The organism is Microbulbifer sp. YPW16 (assembly GCF_021290385.1).
GTDB classification, from domain to species: domain Bacteria; phylum Pseudomonadota; class Gammaproteobacteria; order Pseudomonadales; family Cellvibrionaceae; genus Microbulbifer; species Microbulbifer zhoushanensis.
Genome location: NZ_CP089928.1, coordinates 3,017,654 through 3,042,218, shown reverse-complemented (window position 1 = coordinate 3,042,218; position 24,565 = coordinate 3,017,654). Strand labels below are relative to the sequence as shown.

Here is a 24,565-nt window from a genome sequence, read left to right as displayed (position 1 = left end):
CCCCGTCAGGCCGCCAGGGCTGCCAGCACCAGCAGGCCGATACAACAGGCGAGGCCCGCGAACCACACCAGGGAGCGGGCCCCGTGCCAGTCGCACAGGTAGCAGGCGCCATAAATTACGCGGATGCCGATAAACGCCAGCGACAGGCCCGCCAGCCAGGATTCAGCAACACCCGCCACCATCGCCGCCAGTACCGCCGCGGCAAATACCGGCAGCGCCTCAAAACTGTTGCGCTGTGCCCAGTCCGCCCGCTGGGACAACCCCTCCTGGGCCTCCAGGTACTGGCGCGGGGCACGGTTATCGTAGCGTCCCCGCCCGCTGACCTTGGCGATTACGGTGAACACGTAGGGCATAATTGAGGTTGCCAGCAGGCACCACAGGGCAACGGACATCGATTGTTCTCCTTTTGTTATCATTGCCGCCCGGACAACCCGGTGCGAGTCGCAGCGGGACTGTCCAGCCCGGCAGGCCGGGATACATTTTCTCAATTCTATTCAATTCGTTTCCTCACAAGGTCCAGCCCCATGAGTATCAGCCTTGAGCGCGGCCCCTTCCCCAACACCCGCATGCGCCGCCTGCGCGCACAGGATTTTGCCCGGCGACTGGTGCGCGAGCGGCAACTCTCCTGCGACGACCTGATCCTGCCCCTGTTTGTCATCGAGGGGCACGGCGAAACCCAGCAGGTTGCCTCCATGCCCGGTGTTGAGCGCCTCAGCGTAGACCTGCTCGCGGCCCGGGCGAAAACCCTGGTCGACCTGGGCATCCCCGCGGTGGCCCTGTTTCCGGTGGTCGATCCCTCGGCAAAATCAGACGACGCGCGCGCGGCCTACGACCCGGATGGCCTGGCCCAGCGCGCCGTGCGGGAGCTAAAAAACAGTGCCCCCGAACTTGGCGTGATCACCGATGTGGCCCTGGATCCCTTTACCAGCCACGGCCAGGATGGCCTGATGGACAACAGCGGCTATATCGTCAACGACGATACTGTCGAGGTACTGGTCGAGCAGGCACTGTCCCATGCCGAGGCCGGCGCAGACGTGGTGGCCCCGTCCGACATGATGGATGGCCGTATCGGCGCCATCCGGGCTGCCCTGGAGCACGATGGGCGGGTCAACACGCTCATCATGTCATACGCAGCAAAGTACGCTTCGGCTTACTATGGCCCCTTCCGGGATGCCGTGGGATCGGCCGGCAACCTGAAGGGGGGCAGCAAGGCCAGCTACCAGATGGATCCGGCCAATGGCAACGAGGCCCTGCACGAGTGCGCACTGGATATTCGCGAGGGCGCCGACATGATCATGGTGAAACCGGGCATGCCCTACCTGGATGTGGTTAGCCGGGTGAAGGAAGAGCTGCGAGTGCCCACATTCGCCTACCAGGTGAGCGGGGAGTACGCCATGCACTGCGCCGCTTTTGACAATGGCTGGCTGGCCCGGGAAGCGGTGATTCTGGAGTCACTGCTGGCATTCAAGCGCGCCGGGGCAGACGGTATCCTGACCTACTTTGCCGAGGAAGCGGCAAAGTTACTCAATCGATAACCCCGTTGCGGCCAGTTGGCCACCAGGGCAGCTGCAATGCATTCCGACCCTGATCCCAGCCGCCGGGACTGGCGGCTGGGAGGACGGGATCATTTAACGGAAGGTCCCCCGGACCGGGTAATCATTCTTCGGGTCCCTGATCCACTCGAGCCCGGAAACCAATTGTTCTATATCCGGCCGTGCGAATGGATTATTGGAAATATCCACCACGTGCAGGTTACCGTCCTGATTAACCACAAAAATACCCGGTTCGGCAAAGTTATGGTCCGTTTCCGCGGCAGAACGGGGTACTGAAATATAGACGCCGAGCGCTTGCATCTGCTCAACCGTAAGCCCGTAAGCTACAGGGAAAGAAACTTCCAGCTTTTCCATATGCGCTTGCAGCTGCTCGCGTGAGTCCGCTGACACCGCCATCAGCCCAACCTTGTTGGCACAGAGCCTGTCCCAGTAATTCTCCAACTGGTTCAGGTAGCGGGTGCATAGCGGGCAGTGCTGCCCGCGGTAGACAACCACCATGGTCCAGTCGGCCTCCTCACATGCATGGCCTAACTGGACGGCCTTGCCATCCAGCGTGGTTACCAGCACTTCCGGGAAGGGCTCTCCGGCTGCCGGCCTGCTTTGTCGGCTCATGGGGAATTCCTCGACTTGCTATTCAATTCCGTTCAATCAGTCAGGCTGCACCGCTCTCCCGGGTGGCGCTCCCCAGGTTGAGCTGTTTGCGCAGGTGCTCACGAAAGCGCAGCTTGTCGCTTTCTGTCTCCGGGTTTTTCATCACGTCATAGCAGACAAATGTCTCCAGCGGGGACATGTTGAAAAAGCGAAAATTCATGTGGGTGGGCATGAACAGGTCGTCGACATCCCGCCCCTTGAACAGGAATTGGTTGCCGTCACCGAATGCCTCCGCCGGTGCGTTGAACGTCAGTGAGAGCATATAGCGCTTGTCGCCCAGCACACCGCCAGTGCCATACTGCCTTTCCGGCTGGTCCCGGTGACGGCCATCGCCGTCGCAAAGTCGCCCGGACATACCCGCGGTATAAACCTCATCCATGTATTTCTTGAATGACCAGGGCACCCCCATCCAGTTGACCGGGACCTGCAACAGGATAACGTCCGCCCACTCATGCTTTTCCAGCTCCGCCTCCACGTCATAGGCATCCTGCATGGTGGTGACCTTGACCGCATGGCCGGCGGCCTCTGCCTCTTCCCTGGCGATCGCAACCATGGCAGCACTCAGCTTGCCTTCAGAGAACGGGTAGTACTGGTGGGTATTGATGATAAAGAGATTCACTCGCGGCTCCGCAAATACTGTGGATGGATAAGTCCGCGGAATACTGTTACCTTAGGTTACTACTGTCAACCAGTATACTTTTTGTAACCTTGCGGACATCAGAGCTCAACCGCGCAAGCACGCACAAGCAGTCGCCAGCTAGCGGGAGTCCAGCGGCCAGGCCCGAGAGGAAATGTGACCAATGAGTGAAACCAAGCAAAGATCTCCGGCAAATGCCGGAAACAGTGATACCTGCCTGGAGCCCTGCCCGATTGAGAGGGGCATGCGCATCATCGGCGGCAAATGGAAAGGCTCGATTCTGTGGCACCTGCAGGATGGCCCGGTGCGCTTCAATGAACTGGCGCGCCAGCTGGGAGGCGCCAGCAAGAAAATGGTGGACCAGCGACTGAAAGAAATGGAGCAACAGGGACTGGTCAGTCGCGAGGTGCTGAGCACACGTCCCATTGCGGTGGCCTATACGATCACCGAATTCGGTCGCTCATCACTGTCGGTGCTGGATCAATTAAAGGAGTGGGCCGAAGCCCACGATATCTGAGCCCCCTTTAACGGGGTGCCGTCAGGGCCACTGGTCCTCATCGCCGGGCCAGGGCTCTGCCTCTTCCACCGGCACGTCGCCACGGCGCTGCAGCTCTTCCCGGCGACGCTCTTCCTCTTCCAGGCGCCGCTGGAGCTGCTGGCGCTCCTCTTCGGCACGGCGCTCCTCCTGCTGCCAGAGGTCCTCCTGACGCCGCAACCGTTCTTCCTCACCGCGCGGCAACTGCAGGGGTTCATCATCCATGCGCAGCTGCTCCTGCAACTGGCGCTCGCGCTCACGCTGGCGATCGTCTTCATCCGGGTCCACCCCCCAGCCCGGGGTCATATCCTCCCGCGGGGCGGCATCGTCGCGGCGATTGTCGTCCCGGTCATCACCGAAGAAGTCGCGGAACCAGCGGAAACGATCGCGCCCGCGACATTCCGGTGCCGGCTCGAGGCGGGTCTCGTAGGAGAACGGCATTTCCATGCCGCCCCGGCAGTACTCCGGATTCATATACTGGCCGCGCGCGTTCACCGGTTTGAATTCCACGCCCCGCGGCGGCTCCACCCGGCCGTGGCGGTGTGGCAGCTTGCGCATGACCTCGGTCCAGATCGTCAGCGCGCCGGTGGCACCGGTCAGGCTGGTGCGCTCGTTGTCGTCGCGGCCCAGCCAGACCACAGCGGTCACGTCCGGGGAGAAGCCGGCAAACCAGCTGTCGCGGTAGTCGTTGGTGGTGCCGGTCTTGCCGGCAAACGCCACACTGCCCGGCAGGCGCCGCATGGCGCTTTTACCGGTACCCTCTTTCATCGTCTGCTCCATGGCATAGCGCAGCAGGTAGGCCGGCACCTCGTCCACGCCGCGGTTGCTGCGCCGGCGGAAGCGCTGTACCTGCTCGCCGTCCGCGTTCGCCACCGCCAGCAGGGTGCGCGGCTCCACATGCTCGCCGCCATTGGCGATGGTCTGGTACATGCCTGCCACCTCGAACGGGGTCATTTCCACGGCCCCCAACAGCAGGGCGGGAACCCGTGGCAGGTCCGCCTGCACCCCCAGCCGGCGGATGGTCTGGCGCACGTTCTCCAGTCCCAGGTCCAGCCCCAGCCGGGCAGTCGCCTGGTTGTACGACTTGGCCAGGGCCAGGTACAGGGGCGTCGGGCCATGGCTTTTGTTGCCGAAGTTCGCCGGCATCCAGACATCGCCGTTGTCACCCTCCACGCGGATGGGGGCGTCCTCGATCGGTGTGGCCAGGTTGTACTGGTGCGGCCGCTCCAGCGCCGTCAGGTACACCGCCGGCTTGATCAGCGACCCCACCTGGCGACGCGCCTCCAGGGCCCGGTTGAAACCCGGGTAGTGGGGGCGGCGATCGCCCACCATCGCCAGTACATTACCGCTGTTGTTATCCAGCAATACCGTGGCCGCCTGCAGGGAGTCCTCCTGGATACCGCGGTCCTTCTCGATCTGCTCGGCGCGGGCACTGACCGCGTCCTCGGCCAGCTTCTGGATCCAGGGCGACAGCGAGGTATAAACCCGCAGCCCGGCAGTACGCAGCTCCTCATAGGAGTAGTAGGGGCGCAATTCCTCCAGTAACCGTTCGGTAAACGCCGGGTAGGGATTCTGCGCCGCGGCACCGGCGCTGGCCACATCCAGCGGGCGGGATCGATAGTCCTTGTGGGCCTCCTCGGAGATCAGGCCCTGCTCCATCATTACATCGAGGACAGTGTTGCGGCGCTCGAGCGCCCGCTCCGGATGGCGCCAGGGATTGTAGTAGGACGCCCCCTTGGCCAGCCCCACCAGCAGGGCCATCTCGTGCGGCTCGAGGGTATCCAGCGGTTTCTGGAAATAGAATTCGGCCGCCAGCCCGAAGCCATAAATGGCGCGGCTGCCCTGCTGGCCAAGCCACACCTCGTTGATGTACTCCTGCAGGATATAGGGCTTGTCGTAGTGGAGCTCCATCAGGATGGCCATCAACGCTTCATTGATCTTGCGCTGCAGGCTCGGCTTGTGGTCGAAGAAGATGTTCTTGACCAGCTGCTGGGTAATCGTGGATCCACCCTGCACCACACTGCCGGCCTTGATATTGGCAATCATGGCGCGTGCGATGCCCCGGGGTGAAACACCGAAGTGGTGCAGGAAATCCTGGTCTTCCACGGCGATCAGGGTGTTGGCCAGCAATGGTGGAATATCGGCGAAGCGCACCGGGTTGCGGTCGTCCCCCCCACCCAGGAGGGTGCCAATGGGCGCCGCATCCAGGCGGAATTTACCGATTTTCTGGCCATTTTCGTCGCGCAGGTTACTGAGCTCGTCGTTCCGCAGGCGGAAGGTTACCTGGGCGGCAGGCTCTCGGCCGTCTGCATGGGCGAAATCCCGCCGCCAGATACGGAACTCCATGCCCTCGCGGTGCCACTGGCCCGGCTCGGTCAGCGGTTTCTTCTCCCGGTAGCTGAGGGCATCGAACTCAGCCATCAGTTCATCCGGACGCAGGGGCATCCCCTCCCGCAGGACCAGCGGGCGGGCGAATACCCGGGCCGGCAACTGGTACTGGCGGCTGTCCAGCCGTTCACGCAGCTGCATATCCAGGTAGACCATATAGCCCGCCAGGGCCAGGGCGCCCACCAGCGCCAGCAGTCCCAGCCGCACCAGCCAGCGGTGCAGTCTTGCCTGTTTTGAAGATTTCGCGCGTTTGCGCTTAGTTGCAGCCATAGCGATGCAGTACCAACCCAATACGTAAACTATAGATAGGGGGACGTCCGCGCCGTTCCCAAATTACCTCATGCTTCCCCGGACCGCAGCACACGCCCCGGGCCGGGCATTTATAAGCCCTGCAACGGACATGTCAAACCCGGCCGACTTGCACTTGACCTGCCGGCGGCCATAATGCCCCCTGAACCAGCCCCAATCCATCCCCGAACAAGGACCCCTATGCACCAGTACGATCTCTACGGCATTGGCGCCGCCCTCCTGGACACCGAAATCGAGGTTACCGACGGCGACCTCCAGTCACTGGGTGTCGACAAGGGCGTCATGACCCTGGTGGATGAATCGCGCCAGGCCCAGCTGGTCAGCGACCTGCAGGACCACCTGGTGACGGCCAAGCGCGCTTGCGGGGGTTCCGGGGCCAACACCATCATCACCGCCAGTTACCTGGGGTTGCGCACTTTCTACTCCTGCAAGGTAGCCGGTGATGACAATGGCGACTTCTACCGGGCCGACCTGTCCCGGGCCGGCGTCTCTTACCCTGCGGCACTGGAGCAGGCCGACGCTGGCATTACCGGCAAGTGCCTGGTGCTGGTGACACCGGACGCCGAGCGCAGCATGAATACTTTCCTCGGGATCAGCGGTGAGCTGTCTGTGGCCGAGCTGGACCGGGAAGCCCTGCGGGCCTCCCGCTGGGCCTACATAGAGGGCTACCTGGTTTCCTCCGACACCGGTCGCCAGGCGGCCATTACCCTGCGCGAGGAGGCCGAGACGGCCGGCGTAAAAACCGCCCTGAGCCTTTCGGACCCCGCGATGGTCCAGCTGTTCCGCGACGGGTTGGGGGAAATGATCGGCAACGGTGTCGACCTGCTGTTCTGCAACCGGGATGAGGCGCTGGGATATACCGGCACGAATTCAGTCGAGGCGGCCGCGGCGGCACTGGCCCGGCACTGTCGCAGCTTTGCCATCACCCTGGGCGGCGATGGCGCACTGGTGTGGGACGGCGAGCGCCAGCACCAGGTGGCGGCCCCCAAAGTGCACGCGATCGACACCAATGGCGCCGGCGATACCTTTGCCGGGGCGTTTATCTATGGCCTGAACCGCGGTATGGGCTTTGCCGAGGCGGGCAAACTGGCCTGTCGCGCCGCCGCCCGGGTGGTGAGCCAGTACGGACCGCGCTTGCGGGCCGGGCAATACGGCGACCTGCAGCAGGAGCCGGAACTGGCGGAGGGCAACAGCGGACCCGCCCGCTGAGTGTATACCCGGCAGCGGGATCAGCTGCTGCCGGCTTCCCGGTCGGGAAACTCGGCCGCTGCCGCAATACCGAATCCCTGGGCGTAATCGACACCCATCTGCCGCAATCTCTCCATCAATTCCGGCGTTTCCACATACTCGGCGATGGTGCTGATGCCCATCTGCTTGGCCAGGTGGTCGATGGTGCTCACCATGGCGCTGTCGATCTCGTCGTCGAGCATGTTGCGCACGAAGCTGCCATCGATTTTCAGGTAATCCACCGGCAGCTGCCGCAGGTAAGCCAGGGACGAAGCGCCCTGGCCAAAGTCGTCCAGCGCAAAACTGCAGCCCGCGGCGCGTAACCTGTGGATAAAGATCAGGGCCCGCTGCAGGTTGTTGATGGCACTGGTCTCGGTAATCTCGAACTGTACCCGCGACGGCGCCACCCCTGCGTCCGCCAGCTCCGCCAGCACGAAGTCCACGAAGGCCTCATCCCCCAGGCTCAGGCCGGAGATGTTGATTGCATAGCTTTCCTCGTCGCCGCCGGACTCGGCGGCCATATGCTGGAACACCCGGCGAATCACCCAGCGATCGACTTCCTCGATCAGGCCGTAACGCTCTGCGGCCGGCAGGAACATCCCCGGCGGAATCAGGTCCCCGTCCCGTCCGCGCATGCGCACCAGCACCTCGTAATGGTGGACACCCCGCTCCCCGCCCAGGCTGACCACCGGCTGGCGGTGCAGCAGTAGCCGGTCCTCCCGCAGGGCCGCATGGATTTCAGCCACCCAGATCGTTTGGCGGCGCTTTTCCAGCACCTTGCGTGAATCGCTGAACAGCTTTACCCGGTTGCGGCCCTGGTCCCGGGCCGCGCTGCAGGCATCATTGGCGGAGGCGAGCAGCTGGCTGACGGAACTGGCGTGGTGATCGACTGCTACCGCACCGATGGACAGGGCCACCCGGCTGTCGCTGCCCTCCCACTGGAATGAGAACCCTTTGACCGTCTCCCGCAGGCGCAGTACCACGCGACGAGCCTCTTCGATCGAGCAATCGCGCAACAGGATGGCGAACTCGTCACTACCGACCCGGGCGAACAGGTCCTCCTGCGCGAGGCAGGCCGCCAGCAACTCCGCCAGCTGCACCAGTAACTGGTCTCCGGCGCGGTAGCCCAGGGTGTCGTTCACCACCTTGAACTGGTAAACATCCAGGTAGAGCAGTACATGGTGGTGGCGGCGGTCCTCGCAGGCGGACAGGCTCTGCTGCAGTTCCGATTCAAACAGTTGCCGGTTGGGCAGGTGCGTCAGGGCATCATGGGTATTCTGCCAGCTCAGGCGAGAGGAGAGACGTCGCGCGGCAGTGGTATCGCGCAGGATAATGACAAAGCCTTCAAGCGTGGATCCGTCGCGCACCACGTTCACACCCAGGCTGAGTGGGGCCGGGTCATTGTCGCCGGTGGGGCACTGCAGGTAGGCCGTCAGTTCATGGGAGGCAGCTTCGGCGCCGTCAGGCAACAGCGGTGGCAACTGCTCACCACTCTCGTTCCACAGGGATAGCCTCTCGTTGAGCGACTCCCCCGGCAACAATGCCACCACTCCGCCGGTGAGCTCCGCCACCAGGGGGTTGCAGTAGGTGATCCGCCCGGTCGCGTCGGCGACCAGAACCCCGTCAGCCACGGCGCCCAGCGCCAGTTCAGCGGCAGCTGCGCTGATCCGGCCGGCCGCGGCCTGGGTGTGCCCGGCCTGCGCCAGCGGGCCGAGTTCTGACACGGATTTCGGATCGAATTTGGTCAAGGTTGCGGGCTCACAGTGTTTTCGGCTGTCCCTGCCTCGCGCGAGCTGGGCACCCCAACGGGGCGCGGCGAACGGCACAGCAGTGCCGCTTCACCAGCTCCCGTCAGAGATTCGCTCGCAGGAAGCTCTTGAGTTTTTCGTCTTCGAACGCCCGCTGCAGCGTGGCGCTCAGCAGGCCATTGATACGCCCTTCCACTTCCTCTTTGGCCGGCTTGATCAGGTTGCGATCCTTGCCGCTGGAGCGGTAATTGCCATAGTAAGTGGAACCCCCGATGGTCACCGCCAACTGCACCTCCGCGGAGGAATCCACCTTACTCGTCACCAGCCCGTTGGGGCTGTCGTACTTCAGGCTGGTCAGGCTGGCCACTACCTGGACGTCGGCGCCGCTGAATACCGGTTCAAACGACCAGTTCCGGAACCCTTCTTTCAGGGTCTCAGCCAGGGCGTCCTCGACATTGTTGCCCAGCCGAACCTGAGACTGATCGGCGTAAATGCCCCCCAGGGAACCCAGTCCGCCGCCGGGCAGCTTGTTGGCGCCCTGGACACTGACCGAGAAGCCAGTACCGAAAGCCTCGGGAGCAACATCGACTTGCGGCCGCACCTGGATTTCCACCGGGCTGTGGGCACAGGCCACCATCAGGACTGCCAGCAGACTGATCACAATTTTTTTCATTGATACCTCCAGTTTGTCTTTATCCACCCGCGTGCGCGGGCGCTAAATTCCTATAGTCAGTGGTGGTGCGCCTGGCCGGCGGCACCGCGCACCGGCACACTGATAAGTTGCACTTCACCGTCGGCGAAATGCAGTCGCAATTGGACCTGCCCGCCTGCCCTGAGTTCGGCCCCGCTGAGCATCAGGTGAATCCCCCCCGGCGCCATCGCCACTGAACTGGTCGCAGGAACCGGCAGCGCCGTCAGGGGACGCATACGGCTCACTCCGTTATCCCTGACGGTACTGTGTATTTGCGCCCGGGCGCCCTCGACCCCCGGTAACTCTACCCGTTCCAGGGTGCGGGCGGTATCCCCGCCATTGCGCAGCGTCAGGTATGCTGCCGACATGGTGGCACCCGGCAGTGTCTCGCGGGCATAACCGTCGATATCCAGTGCCGCGGCCGCCAGCGGGCTGCCACTGAGCGCCGCCATTGCCAGGCAACAAAGAAGCCATTGCTTCACTATTCAGCTCCCCCCATGGAGCCGGTCAGGATCACCTGTGGCGTCCCACCGACCTTGATATCCCCGCGCACGCGGTAACCGGGTACCGCCTCGCGCAGCTTCTGGTAGATCCAGCGTCCCTCGGCATCCTGGCGCGCAATGATGATAATACGCTGATTCTCCCGCCGGATACGCTGGGCCAGGTCCTTTAACGTCGCCACCATCTCCGGGGACTTCGCCGACAGGGCGCCGGGTGACAACTTGACCGACTCCCCCTCGGGCAGCCCCGCACTGGCGCGGCTCCGCTCCCGCGCCAGCTGCGCGCGGACTTCGCCGACCAGCGGGTTATCAGGAGCCAGCTCGTCGGCACGGTTCAGGTATGCATTGACCTCACCAAAGGAGCGACGGCGCAGGGCATCCCGCGCGCGCTCGACAAACTCGATCACAATCGTCTGGATACCACTGGCCGCGCGGCGATTGTCCGGATCCAGCTGGCGCACCCGCAGGTAATAGTCAAAGGCACTGGCACCGGGTGGCCGGGTCAGGAAGCCCTGCCGCTGGGCGGCCTCGGCGCGGGCCAGGAAGAACTCCACGTTGCGCTGGCGAATTTCCTCCGGCGTCGGGCCGGCCGGCTTCGCTGGCTCAGGCAGGGGCACCGCCCGCGGGGCGGGGACCGGTGTTGAAGTAACGCACCCCGTAAGCCAGCAGGCCAGCACCATTGCGCCCGCTACTGCACGGAATCCCGAGTGATTCGACAAGCCCAACTCCAGATGTTGTTTTTTTGTACCGTTTTTTTGCACCGCAGTCACCGTTATACTGCTTCCGCCGCCGGTTTCGCAATGAACCCGTGACGGTCCGGACAGTCAGATTAATGCTGACTTTAAAGAATTTGAACTGTGATGACTGTGATGACCAACGGTTTACGAAAAAAATTCCCCCTTTTGCTGGTCCTGGCCACCCTGGTACTCGGCGCGATGCACGCGGTTGCGCAGGCATCACAGTCCCCATTTGGCACTCCCCTGGGCGGGGCCGCACAGGATGAGGCCTTCCTGAAGGTGGACGAAGCCTACCAGCAGGACTTCCTGTTCAGCGACAGCGGCGCCAGCACCATCTTCCAGATTGCCGAGGGCTACTACCTCTATCGCGACAAACTCGCCCTCTACCAGATCGACGGCGACCAGCGCACCGAGCTGCCCCTCAACCTGCCCGAGGGCGAGGTAATCTGGGACGACTATTTCGAGAAAGAGACCGAGGTCTACCGGCTGCAACTGGAAATCCCACTGCCGCAGGCCGAAGGCACCACCAGGGTGGAGGTCCACTACCAGGGCTGCGCCGATGCCGGCCTCTGCTATCCGCCGGAAACACGGGTCTTTGACCTGGACTACGGCAACGGTACCGCCACACCGGCCAGTGGCGGGACGACTCCCCCCGCATCCACTCCCCCCGGTGGCGCGGACCCTGGCGCCGGGGGCTCAAGCCTCTCGCTGCCGCTGGCCCTGCTGGGGGCATTTATCGGCGGGCTGATTCTCAACCTGATGCCCTGCGTGTTCCCGGTGCTATCCATCAAGCTGCTGGCGATCAGTGAGACAGCACGCGTGCCGGCGCAGCGCCACGCCCACGGCTGGGCCTACAGCGCCGGTGTAGTGGCGAGCTTTGTCGCCATCGCCGGCCTGATGCTGGCCCTGCGCGCCGGCGGTGAGGCGATCGGCTGGGGCTTCCAGCTGCAGTCGCCGGTACTGGTGGCGGTACTGGTCTACCTGTTTTTCGCCATGGGGCTGAGCCTCTCCGGGGTCACCGAGTTCGGCAGTCGCCTGATGGGTATCGGCCATGGCGTCAGTAACAGCCCGGGCCTGCGCGGCTCGGTCACCACCGGCGCCCTGGCCACGCTCGTGGCCAGCCCCTGTACCGCGCCATTGATGGGCTCCGCCCTGGGGTTTGCAGTCACCCAGCCCGCCCCGGTTGCCCTGTCGGTATTTGCGGCCCTGGGGGCCGGGATGGCCGCCCCCTTCCTGGCGCTGACCTATGCACCGGGGCTGGTGGAACGGCTGCCGCGGCCGGGGCCCTGGATGGATCGCTTCAAGCAACTGCTCGCCTTCCCCATGTACCTCACCGCAGTCTGGCTGCTGTGGGTGCTGGGCCGCCAGAGTGGCAGCGACGGCGTGGCGCTGGTGCTCGCCGGGGCGGTGGCAATTGCCTTCGCCCTGTGGCTGTGGCCGCGCCCCCAGTGGCATTGGTTCAAGGGCGGTACGGCCATCGCGGCCATCGCCATCGCTGTGGCCCTGCTGCCACGGCTGGAAACCGTGACGCAGGTGGCCACCAATTCGGGGTACTGGGAATCGTACTCACCAGAACGCCTGGATCGCGCCCGCGCCGAGGGCCGCCCGGTACTGGCCAATATGACGGCAGCCTGGTGCATCACCTGCCTGGCCAATGAAAAAGTGGTGCTGTCGAGCGACGAAGTCAGCACCGCCATCGAGAAACTGGGCGTCGTGGCGCTCAAGGGCGACTGGACCAACCAGGACCCACAGATCAGCGAGTTGCTGGCGCGCCACGGCCGCACCAGCGTTCCGCTGTACCTGCTCTACCCCGCTGGTGGCGGCGAGCCCCGCATCCTGCCACAGGTCCTCAGCCGCGACGGACTGCTGGAGGCCCTGGATAGAGCGGCCCGCACGCCCGCTTCCGCCAGCCTGTGACCGGCCGGTCTTTATAGCCAACCAATCTGGCGATCAAGCCACTGCACATCGACTAGTTAGCTAATTTAGCGGCAAAATTCGCCGAACTGCGCCTAACGTCAATAATCCGTGCTCCAGGTCATGGACAGGGGGTCATTTTTGGGGCACACTCGCCCCGATTATGGCCATCCGGGGCGCAAACGTGACCGTTCCCGGCAAGTTAGCCAATTTTCGCTAATTTTTTGTGACCGTTTCGCGCTTTTTCTTCAGGACAAGCTATGGCACGCCTCCTTCTGCTGCATGGACCGAACCTCAACCTGCTGGGCACGCGTGAACCGGCGGTCTATGGTGCGACCACGCTGGCGGAGATCGACCGCGCAGCGCGCCAGCAGTGCGCAGCGGCCGGCCACCAGCTGGAATCCCTGCAGAGCAACAGCGAAGCGGAACTGATCGAGCGAGTGCACGCCGCTGGCCGCGAGGGCATTGATTGCATCGTGATCAACCCCGCCGCCTTTACCCATACCAGCGTGGCCCTGCGCGATGCGCTGGCGGCCGTGGCTATCCCGTTTATCGAGGTGCACCTGTCGAATGTGCACGCGCGGGAGGAGTTCCGTCGCCATTCCTATTTTTCCGACCTGGCCCGGGGCGTGATCTGCGGCTTCGGCCCGGCGAGTTACACCCTGGCGCTGCAGGCGGCGCTAAACGAACTTTAACCAACCCAATACTGTCATCACCCAAGACTGCGAGTGAGAACTATGGATATCCGCAAAATTAAAAAACTGATTGAACTGCTCGAGGAATCGGATATCGGCGAGCTGGAAATCAAGGAAGGTGAGGAATCGGTGCGCATCAGCCGTGGGGTCAGCAACGCCCCACAACCGATGATGGCGCAGATGCCGGCCCAGGTGGCCCCCGCGGCCCCGGCAGCCGCCCCAGCGCAAGCGCCCGCTGCCCCGGCCTCCGAGCCGGAGGAATCCGTCCCGGCCCTGACCGGCCATGCGATCAAGTCCCCCATGGTGGGCACTTTTTATGCCGCTTCCAGCCCCGGCGCGGAACCGTTTGTGAAAGTGGGCCAGCAAGTGAAGCCGGGCGATGTGGTGTGCATCGTCGAGGCCATGAAAATGATGAACCAGATCGAGGCGGACAAGGCCGGCACCATCGAGAGCATCCTGGTCGAGGACGGCCAGCCGGTGGAATTCGACCAGCCGCTCGTCACCATCGTCTGACCGGGATAATCCAGCATGTTTGATAAAGTACTGATTGCCAACCGGGGTGAGATCGCGCTGCGAATCCTGCGCGCGTGCAAGGAGATGGGCATTTCCACCGTCGCCGTGCACTCGCAGGTGGACCGCGACCTCAAGCATGTGCGCCTCGCCGACGAGGCCGTGTGCATCGGCCCCAACCCGTCCCCGCAAAGTTACCTGAATATTCCGGCGATCATCTCGGCGATGGAGATCACCGATTCCGTGGCGGTACACCCCGGCTACGGCTTCCTCGCCGAAAATGCCGATTTCGCCGAACAGGTCCAGAAGAGCGGCTTTACCTTTATCGGCCCGGACGCGGACGTGATCCGGCTGATGGGCGACAAGGTGTCCGCGATCGCCGCCATGAAAAAGGCCGGCGTACCCACTGTGCCGGGCTCCAACGGGTCACTGCCTGAAAACGGCGACCGCTGCATCGAGATCGCCCGGGAAATCGGTTACCCGGTAATCATCAAGGCCGCCGCCGGCGGCGGTGGTCGCGGCATGCGCGTGGTGCATACCGAGGCGGCCCTGCTCAATGCCATCTCCGTGACCAAGTCCGAGGCCGGTGCCGCCTTTGGCGACAGCACCGTCTATATGGAGAAGTTCCTGCAGAACCCGCGCCACGTGGAAATCCAGGTGATGTCCGACGGACAGGGCAATGCCATCCACCTGGGGGACCGCGACTGCTCGCTGCAACGCCGCCACCAGAAGGTGCTCGAGGAAGCGCCGGCCCCCGGCATCCCCGACGATGTCCGCCGCGACGTGCAGGAATCCTGCGTCCAGGCCTGCATCGATATCGGTTATCGCGGTGCCGGCACTTTCGAATTCCTGTACGAGGACGAGCGCTTCTACTTTATCGAGATGAATACCCGCATCCAGGTAGAGCACCCGGTCAGCGAGATGGTTACCGGCTTCGACCTGATCAAGGAGCAGATCCGTGTGTGCGCCGGTGAGAAGCTTTCCATCCGCCAGGAAGACGTGGTGATCCGCGGTCATTCTTTCGAATGCCGCATCAATGCCGAGGACCCGAAGACCTTCTTCCCCTGCCCCGGCAAGGTCAACAACTTCCACACCCCCGGCGGGCTGGGCGTGCGGGTGGACTCACACCTGTACTCGGGTTACACGGTACCGGCCAACTACGACTCGATGATTGCCAAGGTGATCACCCACGCCGAGAATCGCGAGGAGGCGCTGGCACGCATGCGCGTGGCCCTCTCCGAGCTGATCGTTGACGGCATCAAGACCAATATCCCACTGCAGGAGGAGCTGGTACGCGACAGCGCCTTTGCCGAGGGCGGGGTCAACATCCACTATCTCGAGAAAAAGCTCGGTCTCTGACCGACCTACCGGCACACGGGGCCGCACGGCCCCGTGTGCCGGCCCCCTGGGCGATCGCCCTGTTCCCCCCTACACTAGCGCCACCCGAGCGCACGACCACCAATCACTACCCGAGTCCCGAACATGCCCTGGCTCCAGCTCCGCATAGATACCCACCGCGAACAGGCGGAACCCATAGAGGATGCACTGCTCGCCGCGGGCGCTGTCTCCGTCACCCTGCAGGACAATGCCGACCAGCCGATCCTTGAACCGGGGCTGGGAGAGATACCGCTGTGGGACAATACCCGGGTGACCGGCCTCTTCGATGCCGAGGTGGATACCGCCCGCGTCGAGGCCATGGCGGCTTCCGCCCTGGGGCAGCCATTGCCTAATGCGCGCTGGGAACAGCTGGAAGACAAGGACTGGGAAAGGGAGTGGATGGCCCACTACACCCCGATCCAGTGCGACGACAACCTGTGGATCTGTCCCAGCTGGTGCGAACCACCGGATCCCGGGGCGGTGAACCTGATGCTGGATCCCGGACTGGCCTTCGGTACCGGCACCCATCCCACCACCTTTCTCTGCCTGCAGTGGCTCGCCCGCGAACCGGTGGAGGGCAAGACAGTAATAGATTTCGGCTGCGGTTCCGGCATCCTCGGAATCGCAGCACTGCTGCTGGGCGCAAAGCGCGCCCTGGGCACCGATATCGATCCACAGGCACTGCGCGCCAGTGCCGACAATGCGGTCCGCAATGGCCTAGCCCCGGAGCGCTTCCCGGTGTACATGCCGGAAAAGCTGCCGCAGGAGCCGGTTGACCTGGTGCTGGCCAATATCCTTGCGGGCCCACTGGTTGAGCTGGCCCCGCAGCTGGTGGCACTGACCCGCCCGGGCGGGCGCCTGTGCCTCTCGGGCATCCTCGCCAGCCAGGCGGAGCAGGTGCGCCAGGCCTACAGCCAGTGGGTCGATTTCGAGGAAGATGGCCAGCGGGAGGAATGGGTGCGCCTGAGCGGCACCCGTCGTACCTAGGGCCTGACCACGCTAATATCGGCAGCCATGCTGCCTTGCGAAAGAATGACCCCCGTCGCGGCCAACGGTGTTGGCGGGAGCAGGCCAGGCGAGCAGTTACTTACCGTCTGCCGCTTACTCGCCCTTACATGGTCTTGCCCCGCGACTCCGTGGGCGCCTAAACTTGTCCACCGAATAAATTCTGCCAAAGTCGAATGTCGCAACTGGTTACCCGCTGCCCCCACTGCAGCACCTCTTTTCATGTCAGCGAACAGCAGCTGCGCGCCGCCCGTGGTGCGGTGCGCTGTGGCTCCTGCCTGCAGGTCTTTCGTGCCGATGAGAATATCCTCTTCGCCGACAGCGAGGTGGACTCGCAGAAGGAACTGGAGGCCCTGCTGGAAGACGACGACTTCCTGATCCACGACGACATACTGCTGGACGATGAGGAGAGTGCGGCCCCGCCCACCGTGCCTGCCAGCGCCGCGACCGACTCCCCGGGGAATGATGAAAGCAGCGCGGATGAAGACCAGCCCCTGATTGGCGACGCTTTTGGCGAAACCCAGTGGCGCGACCTGGATGCAGGCGCTGCCCCCGGCGAGGAGGCGGAAGAGCCGGAGACGGAAGCCGTGCTCCGGGAAGAGGATGAGGAGGAACCGGACTCTTCACCGTGGGAAGCATCCCCCGGATCAAGCCCGAGCGAGCTCGATGCCGCCGGCGATCCATGGGCAGGCTATCGAGAACCTCCCACCGACCCTGCCGAGGCAGACGATCACAGCGACAGGCTTGTCCCGGGCGATGACCGTCCCGAGCGCGAACGCCTGCTTTCCTCGATCGAGCCGGCACCACTGGAAGTGAGCTGGGCCCCACAGCAGCAGCGCCGTGTCCCCGGGTGGCTGTGGGGACTGCTGGCTGTTCTTTTGTCCCTGGCGCTGGTGCTACAGCTGGGCATTTATCGCTTTGACAGCCTGGCCCGGCAGCAGCCCTGGCGTACCGTCTACACCTGGGCCTGCCCGGCCCTGGGATGCCAGCTGCCCGAACTCAGGGACCTGCAGGCAATCCGCACCTCCAACCTGGTGGTCCGCAGCCACCCGGAGATCGCCGGGGCCCTGGTAGTGGACGCGGTACTGCTGAATACCGCCGACTTCGACCAGCCATTCCCGGACCTGCTGCTGCGGTTCAGCAACCTGAAGAACCAGCCAGTGGCCAGCCGGCGCTTCGCCCCGCGCGAATACCTGCAGGGCGAACTGGCCGGGCGCAGGGAAATGCCATCCGGCAGCCCGGTGCATATCGCCATAGAGATCGAGGATCCGGGCCGTGAGGCAATCAATTACGAGCTGCTGACTGCCAACTGACTATACAGACAATAATAAAGTGGCGGAATTGGCGCTTAAAACGGCGAAAATTGCGCAATCATCAACCTAAACGCACAGCTCGCAACCAATTTGCACGGTTTTTCGCTTTTCCAATCCCGGGTCAGCCGCTATCATAGGCGGCTCTTTTGACGCCCACTCCGCGGAGCAGACCTTGTCGAGCAACATCGCCATAGGGCCCTACATTATCGGCAACCCGGTAATTCTGGCGCCAATGGCCGGCGTTACAGACCGTCCGTTCCGCCAGCTGTGCCGGCGCATGGGGGCGGGCCTGGTGGTATCCGAGATGGTCACTTCGGACACGCGCCTGTGGAACAGCCGCAAGTCGCGCCTGCGCCTCGACCACACCGGCGAGGAAGAGCCGATCTCGGTGCAGATCGCTGGCGGCGACCCGGAGATGATGGCCGAGGCGGCACAGGAGAATGTGCGCCGGGGCGCCCAGATCATCGATATCAACATGGGCTGTCCGGCAAAGAAAGTTTGCAAAAAAGCGGCGGGCTCCGCCCTGCTCCGGGACGAAAAACTGGTCGGGGACATTCTCCGGGCAGTGGTTGAGGCGGTACCGGTACCGGTGACGCTGAAGATTCGCACAGGCTGGTGCACAGAGTCCCGCAACGGTGTCACCGTGGCCAGAATGGCAGAGGAGCTGGGCATCTCAGCCCTGGCGGTGCACGGCCGCACCCGTGCCTGTGGCTACCACGGGCACGCTGAATTCGATACCATTGCCGAAATTGTATCCAGGGTGAAGATCCCGGTTTTCGCCAATGGGGACGTAACCGGTGCCGAGCGCGCCCGCGAGGTGCTCGACTATACCGGAGCCGCTGCAGTGATGATTGGCCGAGCAGCGCAGGGACGGCCATGGATATTTCGGGAGATAGCCCACTACCTCGCCACTGGCGAGCGGCTACCCGAACCCTCACCGGAAGAAGTCAGGGATATTTTGCTCGCCCACTTGGGTGAATTGCACCGTTTTTACGGTGAAGTGATGGGGGTCCGTATCGCCCGCAAGCATGTGGGTTGGTACCTGAAGACACTCGCGGACAGCGAGTCCTTTCGCAAGACCTTTTTCCAACTAGACAGCGCAGAAGCACAACATGCCAGCGTTCAAGAGTGGTTTGAACGCCGAATAACGAGAGGGGCACAAGCGGCATGAACAACGAAGCAATCATTCCGGATACGGGCAACGAAGAAGAAGTAGCCACCGGGGGCCAGACGCAACTCCAACAGCCGCAGCAGCAGTCACTGCGCGACGCTGTCGAGCATGCGATGGAGAACTACTTCCGCCACCTGGACGGCCAGATGGTCACCGATGTCTACGACATGGTCCTGTCCGAGATCGAAGCGCCTATGCTGGAAGTGGTGATGAAATACACCCGCCACAACCAGACCCGCGCGGCACAGCTGCTGGGACTGAACCGCGGCACCCTGCGCAAGAAACTGAAGCGCTACGGACTCCTCTGAGCCCGGGCGCCCAGCGCACTGTTTATCGCGAGGGGGGATGGGGACACTCATCCCCCCTCACTTATTTACTGTAAGTCTATTTTACCGGCACCGGAATCTCCCGGGGCCCTGCCGCTGACGGGATCGGCGGCACCAACTCCTTTCAGAAAACAGACGGACCCAATGTTATGACTGACAAGGTTGCGATTCGCCGCGCGCTGATCAGCGTGTCGGACAAGACCGGAATCGTTGAATTCGCCCGCGAACTAGCCGCAATGGGCGTGGAGCTCCTCTCTACCGGCGGCACCCACCGCCAGATCAAGGAAGCCGGCATCCCGGTTGTGGAAGTCTCCGACTACACTGGCTTCCCGGAGATGATGGACGGACGCGTTAAAACCCTGCACCCGAAAGTCCACGGTGGCATCCTGGGCCGGCGCGGCACAGACGACAGTGTCATGTCAGAACACGGCATCACCCCCATCGACATGGTGGTGGTCAACCTCTACCCCTTCGCCCAGACCGTGGCCAAACCGGATTGCACCCTGCCCGACGCCATCGAGAATATCGATATCGGTGGCCCGACCATGGTGCGCGCTGCGGCCAAGAACCACCGGGACGTCGCGATCGTGGTCAACGCCTCCGACTACGACGCCATCATCAGTGAAATGAAAGCCAATGACGGGGCCCTGGACCAGGCGCAGCGCTTCGACCTGGCAGTGAAAGCCTTCGAGCACACCGCCGGCTACGACGGCGCCATCGCCAACTACCTGGGTTCCATCAAGGAGGGCGAGAAGGAGCCCTTCCCACGCACCTTCAACAGCCAGTTCATCAAGAAAATGGACCTGCGCTACGGCGAGAACCCGCACCAGAAGTCGGCCTTCTATGTCGAGGCCGATCCGGCCGAGGCCGGCATTGCCACTGCCGAGCAGTTGCAGGGCAAGGAACTCAGCTACAACAATATCGCCGACACCGATGCGGCACTGGAATGCGTCAAGGCCTTCGACGAACCGGCCTGCGTGATCGTCAAGCACGCCAACCCGTGCGGTGTGGCCATTGCTGACAGCCTCCTCAATGCCTACGACCTGGCATTCGAGACCGACAAGGAATCCGCCTTCGGCGGCATCATCGCGTTCAACCGCGAGCTGGATGGCGAGACCGCAAAAGCGATTGTCGAACGGCAGTTTGTCGAGGTGATCATCGCCCCCAGCATTTCGGCAGAGGCGCGCGCCGCCGTGGCCGAGAAAAAGAACGTGCGCCTGCTGGCCTGCGGCGAGTGGGACAACGAGCGCACCCCGGCGCTGGACTACAAACGCGTCAATGGCGGACTGCTGGTACAGGACCGCGATGACGGGGTAATCACCGCTGCAGACCTGAAAGTGGTCAGTAAGCGCCAACCCACCGAGGCCGAGATTCGCGACCTGCTGTTCACCTGGAAGGTAGCGAAATTCGTCAAGTCCAACGCCATCGTCTACGGCAAGGACGGGCGCACCATCGGTGTGGGCGCCGGCCAGATGAGCCGTGTCAATTCCGCCCGTATCGCCGCCATCAAGGCCGAGCACGCCGGGCTGGAGGTACAGGGTTCCGTTATGGCCTCCGATGCCTTCTTCCCCTTCCGCGACGGTATCGACAATGCCGCCAAGGTCGGCATCAGCTGTGTGATCCAGCCAGGCGGCTCGATCCGCGATGACGAGGTGATCGCCGCCGCCGACGAGCACGATATGGCGATGGTGCTCACCGGCATGCGTCATTTCCGCCACTGACCAGAGTCTCACCGACCGCAGTGGCGGCGGCAGGAGCGGGATTTTCCCGACCCTGCCGCCCCGTCACAATCCCGGAGTGAATTCGGGCTAAAATAGCGCAACAAATTTGCATCCAATCGGCCGATACAGGGGGAGTTGAGGATGAACATACTGGTAATTGGCGCCGGCGGCCGCGAGCACGCACTGGCCTGGAAAGCGGCGCAGAACCCTGCGGTCGAGACGGTATTCGTGGCACCGGGTAACGCCGGCACTGCCCGCGAACCCAAAGTGCAGAATCTCGCCATCGGCGTCGACAACTTTTCCGCCCTGGCGGAATTTGCCGAGACCAACGATGTGCAGATGACCATCGTGGGCCCGGAAGCACCGCTCGTCGACGGCATTGTCGACCTGTTCAACAGCCGCGGCCTGCCAATCTTCGGTCCCTCCAAGGCGGCTGCACAGCTCGAGGGCTCCAAGGCCTTTACCAAGGACTTCCTCGAGCGGCACCAGATTCCCACTGCCGCCTACCGTAACTTCACCGAGATTGAGCCCGCCGTTGCCTATATCCGCGAGCAGGGTGCCCCGATCGTGGTCAAGGCCGACGGCCTGGCCGCGGGCAAAGGCGTGATCGTCGCCGAGAGCGAGGAGCAGGCAGAACTGGCGGTACGCGACATGCTGTCCGGCAATGCCTTCGGCGACGCCGGCTGCCGAGTGGTGATCGAGGAGTTCCTCACCGGCGAGGAAGCCAGCTTTATCGTAATGGTTGACGGCGAGCATATCCTGCCGATGGCCACCAGCCAGGACCACAAGCGCGTGGGCGACGGGGACACCGGCCCGAACACTGGCGGCATGGGCGCTTATTCCCCGGCCCCGGTGGTCACCGACCAGGTTTACCAGCGCATCATGGAAGAGGTCATCGAACCCACGGTGCGCGGCCTGGCTGAAGAGGGCATGCCCTACACCGGCTTCCTCTACGCGGGACTGATGATCAATGCCGATGGCGCCCCCAAGGTAATCGAGTACAACTGCCGCTTCGGTGACCCGGAAACCCAGCCCATCCTGATGCGGCTGAAGTCCGACCTGGTGGAACTGTGCCAGGCGGCGGTGGAAAAGCGCCTCGACCAGGTCAGCGTGGAATGGGATTCGCGCCCGGCCCTCGGTGTAGTGCTGGCCGCCAATGGCTATCCCGGCAGCTATCGCAAGGGCGACGCCATCTCCGGCCTGGAGCGGGCCGACGGCGAAAACGCCAAGGTGTTCCATGCTGGTACCGCGCTGGACGGCGAGCGGGTTGTCACCAGCGGTGGACGGGTACTGTGTGCGACGGCACTGGGCGACACGGTTGCCGATGCCCAGGCCAATGCCTATAACGCCGCCCGCGGGATCTACTGGGACGGCGTTTTCTACCGCAAGGATATCGGCTATCGTGCGGTTGAGCGGGAACAGCAGTCCACCGAGCAATAACCCGAGCACCTGAGTACTGACCCGGAGGCCAGCCATGTCCAGAGAACGCCAGTTGACCGGCCTGGATCGCCTGCTGCTGCAGGCGGACCGCGCCCTGCGCACCCTCAGCCCTGGAGCGCCCTCCCATCCGCGGCCATCTCCGGCCAGGGGGTGCGAGGAGCCCGAGCTGAACGAGCGTGAGCGCCGCCATGTGGCGGGCCTGATGCGGGTCAATCACAGCGGGGAAGTCTGTGCCCAGGCCCTCTACCAGGGGCAGGCACTGACAGCCAAGCTGCCCGATGTGCGCGAGGAGATGGAGCACGCCGCCGAGGAGGAAGTGGACCACCTGGCCTGGTGTGAGCAGCGGCTGCGCGAACTTGACAGCCGCCCCAGCCTGCTCAACCCGGTGTGGTACGGGCTCTCTTTCGGCCTCGGCGCCGCGGCCGGCAAGGTCAGCGACCGGGTCAGCCTGGGCTTTGTGGCCGCCACCGAGGAGCAGGTCTGCAAGCACCTGGACAGCCACCTGGAACAGCTGCCGGCCCAGGACTCCAAGAGCCGGGCCATTGTCGAGCAGATGCGGGAGGATGAAGCCGAGCACCAGCACGCGGCACTCGCCGCCGGTGGCGCCCGGTTTCCGGCCCCGGTAAAAGGCCTGATGACACTGGTGTCGAAGGTAATGACCTCGGCCAGTTACCGGGTTTAATCACTTCGGGTCGCGGGGAGGAGGCTCACGCCTCCTCGATCCGGTAGCGGTGCACAATCTCCACCCCGGCATTCTTCAGCATGATGGAGGCGGAGCAGTACTTGTCCGCAGACAACTCCACCGCCCGGGCCACCTGGCTTTCCTTGATGTTCCTGCCGCGTACGACAAATTCCATCTCGATACGGGTAAAAGGTGCCGGTGTGGCATCCGGCCGCTCCCCAGTAAGTTCACAGTGGCAGGAGATCACGTCCTGCCGGGCCTTCTGCAGGATGGTGACCACGTCGTAGGAGGCGCAACCACCCGCTCCCAGCAGCATCATTTCCATCGGGCGAATGCCGTTGTTCTTCTCACCGCCCTCCATCACCACGGAGTTGCCACTACCGGCCTCACCGACAAAAGTGACACCGTCCACCCAGGTTACTCTGGCCTGCATGCGCCTGCTCCTCTGCAATCTCAAAAAAACGGGCGGCAAGCTTATCACAGGGGAACTCGACCGCGTCCCGGGAGTCATTACCAATCGTCATCCCAGCCTTTTCGCAGGCGCTCAATGCGGTATAGTAGGCAGCTGTACTGACCGCCCTCTCACAGACTCCGTTGCGAGCCCACATCCGGCCAGAGCAAAAGCAGTTGGCACGGTGACGGTGTTTCAGGTCACAACGCGAGCGATTCCCGGGTGGTGCCACTGTCGGGGACCGGCTTTTCAGGGGATAATTTGCCGGCATCGCGTTGATTGCACTCCCGGCGGGGATCAGGCACAAATTTAAGAATAAGGAGTAGATCCGTGACGGTTGCTACCGAAGAATCCATGTCCACTGGCAATATCGAAGACTTTCTTGCGCATTGCCACCGGCGCCGCTACCCGGCCAAGAGCACAATCATCTATGCCGGCGACCGCTGTGAATCGCTGTACTTCATCATGCGCGGCTCGGTAACCGTCCTGATCGAGGACGACGAAGGGCGGGAAATGATTGTCGCCTACCTGAACGATGGCGACTTCTTCGGCGAGATGGGCCTGTTCGACCAGGACACCCGCAGCGCCTGGGTGCGCACCAAGACCGAGTGCGAGGTTGCGGAGATCTCCTATGGCAAGTTCCAGGAACTCACACGCCAGCATCCGGAGTTCCTCTTCTCCCTGGCCACCCAGATGGCGAGCCGCCTGCGCAATACCACCCGCAAGGTGGGCGACCTGGCATTCCTGGACGTGACTGGCCGTGTGGCCCGCACCCTGCTCGACCTGTGTAACGAGCCGGATGCCATGACCCATCCCGAGGGCATGCAGATCAAGATCACCCGCCAGGAAATCGGCCGTATTGTGGGCTGCTCCCGGGAGATGGTCGGCCGCGTGCTCAAGACCCTGGAAGAACAGGGACTGGTGTCGGTGAAAGGCAAGACCATGGTGGTCTACGGCACCCGCTGAGCCCGCCTTTTCCCCAGC

At 63.4% G+C, this 24,565-nt stretch carries 24 protein-coding genes; 15 read left to right on the top strand and 9 right to left on the bottom strand.

Annotation, left to right across the window (positions count from 1 at the left end; translation table 11 throughout):
- Positions 1-5 precede the first annotated feature (5 nt).
- The gene (locus LVE68_RS13120; protein ID WP_232940852.1) at positions 6-392 is read right to left on the bottom strand and encodes an MAPEG family protein; all 387 of its coding nucleotides are present in this window, start codon (positions 390-392) and stop codon (positions 6-8) included.
- Between the two features lie 132 nt (positions 393-524).
- Between LVE68_RS13120 and hemB the strand changes: the two genes are divergently transcribed.
- Positions 525-1,535, top strand: a complete 1,011-nt coding sequence (gene hemB / locus LVE68_RS13115) for a porphobilinogen synthase (RefSeq protein WP_232940851.1) — start codon at positions 525-527, stop codon at positions 1,533-1,535.
- A gap of 93 nt (positions 1,536-1,628) precedes the next feature.
- Here the strand turns inward: hemB and LVE68_RS13110 are convergent, their stop codons facing one another.
- The gene (locus tag LVE68_RS13110) at positions 1,629-2,165 is read right to left on the bottom strand and encodes a redoxin domain-containing protein (RefSeq protein WP_232940850.1); all 537 of its coding nucleotides are present in this window, start codon (positions 2,163-2,165) and stop codon (positions 1,629-1,631) included.
- Between the two features lie 40 nt (positions 2,166-2,205).
- Positions 2,206-2,823: an NAD(P)H-dependent oxidoreductase gene (locus tag LVE68_RS13105; protein ID WP_232940849.1), complete on the bottom strand. Its 618-nt coding sequence runs from the start codon at positions 2,821-2,823 to the stop codon at positions 2,206-2,208.
- 181 nt (positions 2,824-3,004) lie between these two features.
- Here LVE68_RS13105 and LVE68_RS13100 point away from each other — a divergent pair, with 181 nt between their 5' ends.
- Complete coding sequence (locus LVE68_RS13100; RefSeq protein ID WP_232940848.1) at positions 3,005-3,358, top strand: winged helix-turn-helix transcriptional regulator; 354 nt, start codon at positions 3,005-3,007, stop codon at positions 3,356-3,358.
- A 21-nt stretch (positions 3,359-3,379) separates the two neighbouring features.
- Here LVE68_RS13100 and mrcB read toward each other — a convergent pair whose 3' ends face one another.
- On the bottom strand, positions 3,380-6,034 hold the full coding sequence (gene mrcB / locus LVE68_RS13095) for a penicillin-binding protein 1B (protein ID WP_232940847.1): 2,655 nt from the start codon (positions 6,032-6,034) through the stop codon (positions 3,380-3,382).
- Between the two features lie 219 nt (positions 6,035-6,253).
- Here mrcB and LVE68_RS13090 point away from each other — a divergent pair, with 219 nt between their 5' ends.
- Positions 6,254-7,282, top strand: coding sequence for an adenosine kinase (locus LVE68_RS13090; RefSeq protein ID WP_232940846.1), 1,029 nt, complete (start codon positions 6,254-6,256; stop codon positions 7,280-7,282).
- Positions 7,283-7,302: 20 nt separating this feature from the next.
- Here the strand turns inward: LVE68_RS13090 and LVE68_RS13085 are convergent, their stop codons facing one another.
- The 4 genes from LVE68_RS13085 to LVE68_RS13070 form a co-directional block, all read right to left on the bottom strand.
- The gene (locus LVE68_RS13085; RefSeq protein WP_232940845.1) at positions 7,303-9,048 is read right to left on the bottom strand and encodes an EAL domain-containing protein; all 1,746 of its coding nucleotides are present in this window, start codon (positions 9,046-9,048) and stop codon (positions 7,303-7,305) included.
- A 103-nt stretch (positions 9,049-9,151) separates the two neighbouring features.
- Complete coding sequence (locus LVE68_RS13080) at positions 9,152-9,721, bottom strand: YajG family lipoprotein (RefSeq protein ID WP_232940844.1); 570 nt, start codon at positions 9,719-9,721, stop codon at positions 9,152-9,154.
- A gap of 56 nt (positions 9,722-9,777) precedes the next feature.
- Positions 9,778-10,221, bottom strand: a complete 444-nt coding sequence (locus LVE68_RS13075) for a copper chaperone PCu(A)C (RefSeq protein ID WP_232940843.1) — start codon at positions 10,219-10,221, stop codon at positions 9,778-9,780.
- On the bottom strand, positions 10,221-10,958 hold the full coding sequence (locus LVE68_RS13070; protein WP_232940842.1) for an N-acetylglucosaminyltransferase: 738 nt from the start codon (positions 10,956-10,958) through the stop codon (positions 10,221-10,223). The genes LVE68_RS13075 and LVE68_RS13070 overlap by 1 nt, the downstream gene beginning before the upstream one ends.
- A 141-nt stretch (positions 10,959-11,099) precedes the next feature.
- Here LVE68_RS13070 and LVE68_RS13065 point away from each other — a divergent pair, with 141 nt between their 5' ends.
- The 11 genes from LVE68_RS13065 (at position 11,100) to coq7 (ending at position 23,130) form a co-directional block, all read left to right on the top strand.
- Positions 11,100-12,893, top strand: coding sequence for a protein-disulfide reductase DsbD family protein (locus tag LVE68_RS13065; RefSeq protein WP_233006720.1), 1,794 nt, complete (start codon positions 11,100-11,102; stop codon positions 12,891-12,893).
- Positions 12,894-13,150: 257 nt separating this feature from the next.
- Positions 13,151-13,585, top strand: a complete 435-nt coding sequence (gene aroQ, locus LVE68_RS13060) for a type II 3-dehydroquinate dehydratase (RefSeq protein ID WP_232940841.1) — start codon at positions 13,151-13,153, stop codon at positions 13,583-13,585.
- Positions 13,586-13,627: 42 nt separating this feature from the next.
- A complete protein-coding gene (accB, locus tag LVE68_RS13055; RefSeq protein ID WP_232940840.1) occupies positions 13,628-14,098 on the top strand; it encodes an acetyl-CoA carboxylase biotin carboxyl carrier protein in 471 nt (156 codons plus the stop codon).
- Between the two features lie 15 nt (positions 14,099-14,113).
- Entirely contained in the window at positions 14,114-15,454 is a 1,341-nt protein-coding gene (gene accC, locus LVE68_RS13050; RefSeq protein WP_232940839.1) for an acetyl-CoA carboxylase biotin carboxylase subunit, read from the top strand.
- 123 nt (positions 15,455-15,577) lie between these two features.
- The gene (prmA, locus tag LVE68_RS13045; RefSeq protein ID WP_232940838.1) at positions 15,578-16,459 is read left to right on the top strand and encodes a 50S ribosomal protein L11 methyltransferase; all 882 of its coding nucleotides are present in this window, start codon (positions 15,578-15,580) and stop codon (positions 16,457-16,459) included.
- Positions 16,460-16,653: 194 nt separating this feature from the next.
- Positions 16,654-17,790 carry a DUF3426 domain-containing protein gene (locus LVE68_RS13040; RefSeq protein WP_232940837.1) on the top strand — a complete coding sequence of 379 codons (1,137 nt, stop codon included), beginning with the start codon at positions 16,654-16,656 and terminating at the stop codon, positions 17,788-17,790.
- Between the two features lie 232 nt (positions 17,791-18,022).
- Positions 18,023-18,961 carry a tRNA dihydrouridine synthase DusB gene (gene dusB / locus LVE68_RS13035; RefSeq protein WP_233006719.1) on the top strand — a complete coding sequence of 313 codons (939 nt, stop codon included), beginning with the start codon at positions 18,023-18,025 and terminating at the stop codon, positions 18,959-18,961.
- Positions 18,958-19,269, top strand: coding sequence for a DNA-binding transcriptional regulator Fis (fis, locus tag LVE68_RS13030; protein ID WP_232940836.1), 312 nt, complete (start codon positions 18,958-18,960; stop codon positions 19,267-19,269). Before dusB ends, fis begins: the two co-directional genes overlap by 4 nt.
- A 167-nt stretch (positions 19,270-19,436) precedes the next feature.
- Positions 19,437-21,008 carry a bifunctional phosphoribosylaminoimidazolecarboxamide formyltransferase/IMP cyclohydrolase gene (gene purH, locus LVE68_RS13025; protein WP_232940835.1) on the top strand — a complete coding sequence of 524 codons (1,572 nt, stop codon included), beginning with the start codon at positions 19,437-19,439 and terminating at the stop codon, positions 21,006-21,008.
- Positions 21,009-21,149: 141 nt separating this feature from the next.
- Positions 21,150-22,448 (top strand): phosphoribosylamine--glycine ligase, encoded by a 1,299-nt coding sequence (gene purD, locus LVE68_RS13020; protein ID WP_232940834.1) that lies wholly within the window; start codon positions 21,150-21,152, stop codon positions 22,446-22,448.
- A gap of 34 nt (positions 22,449-22,482) precedes the next feature.
- Positions 22,483-23,130 carry a 2-polyprenyl-3-methyl-6-methoxy-1,4-benzoquinone monooxygenase gene (gene coq7, locus LVE68_RS13015; RefSeq protein ID WP_232940833.1) on the top strand — a complete coding sequence of 216 codons (648 nt, stop codon included), beginning with the start codon at positions 22,483-22,485 and terminating at the stop codon, positions 23,128-23,130.
- Between the two features lie 25 nt (positions 23,131-23,155).
- On the opposite strand, the gene LVE68_RS13010 is transcribed toward coq7, so the two are convergent.
- Entirely contained in the window at positions 23,156-23,563 is a 408-nt protein-coding gene (locus LVE68_RS13010; RefSeq protein ID WP_232940832.1) for an OsmC family protein, read from the bottom strand.
- A 348-nt stretch (positions 23,564-23,911) separates the two neighbouring features.
- Between LVE68_RS13010 and crp the strand changes: the two genes are divergently transcribed.
- Positions 23,912-24,547 carry a cAMP-activated global transcriptional regulator CRP gene (gene crp / locus LVE68_RS13005; RefSeq protein WP_255701134.1) on the top strand — a complete coding sequence of 212 codons (636 nt, stop codon included), beginning with the start codon at positions 23,912-23,914 and terminating at the stop codon, positions 24,545-24,547.
- The last annotated feature ends 18 nt before the right edge of the window (positions 24,548-24,565 follow it).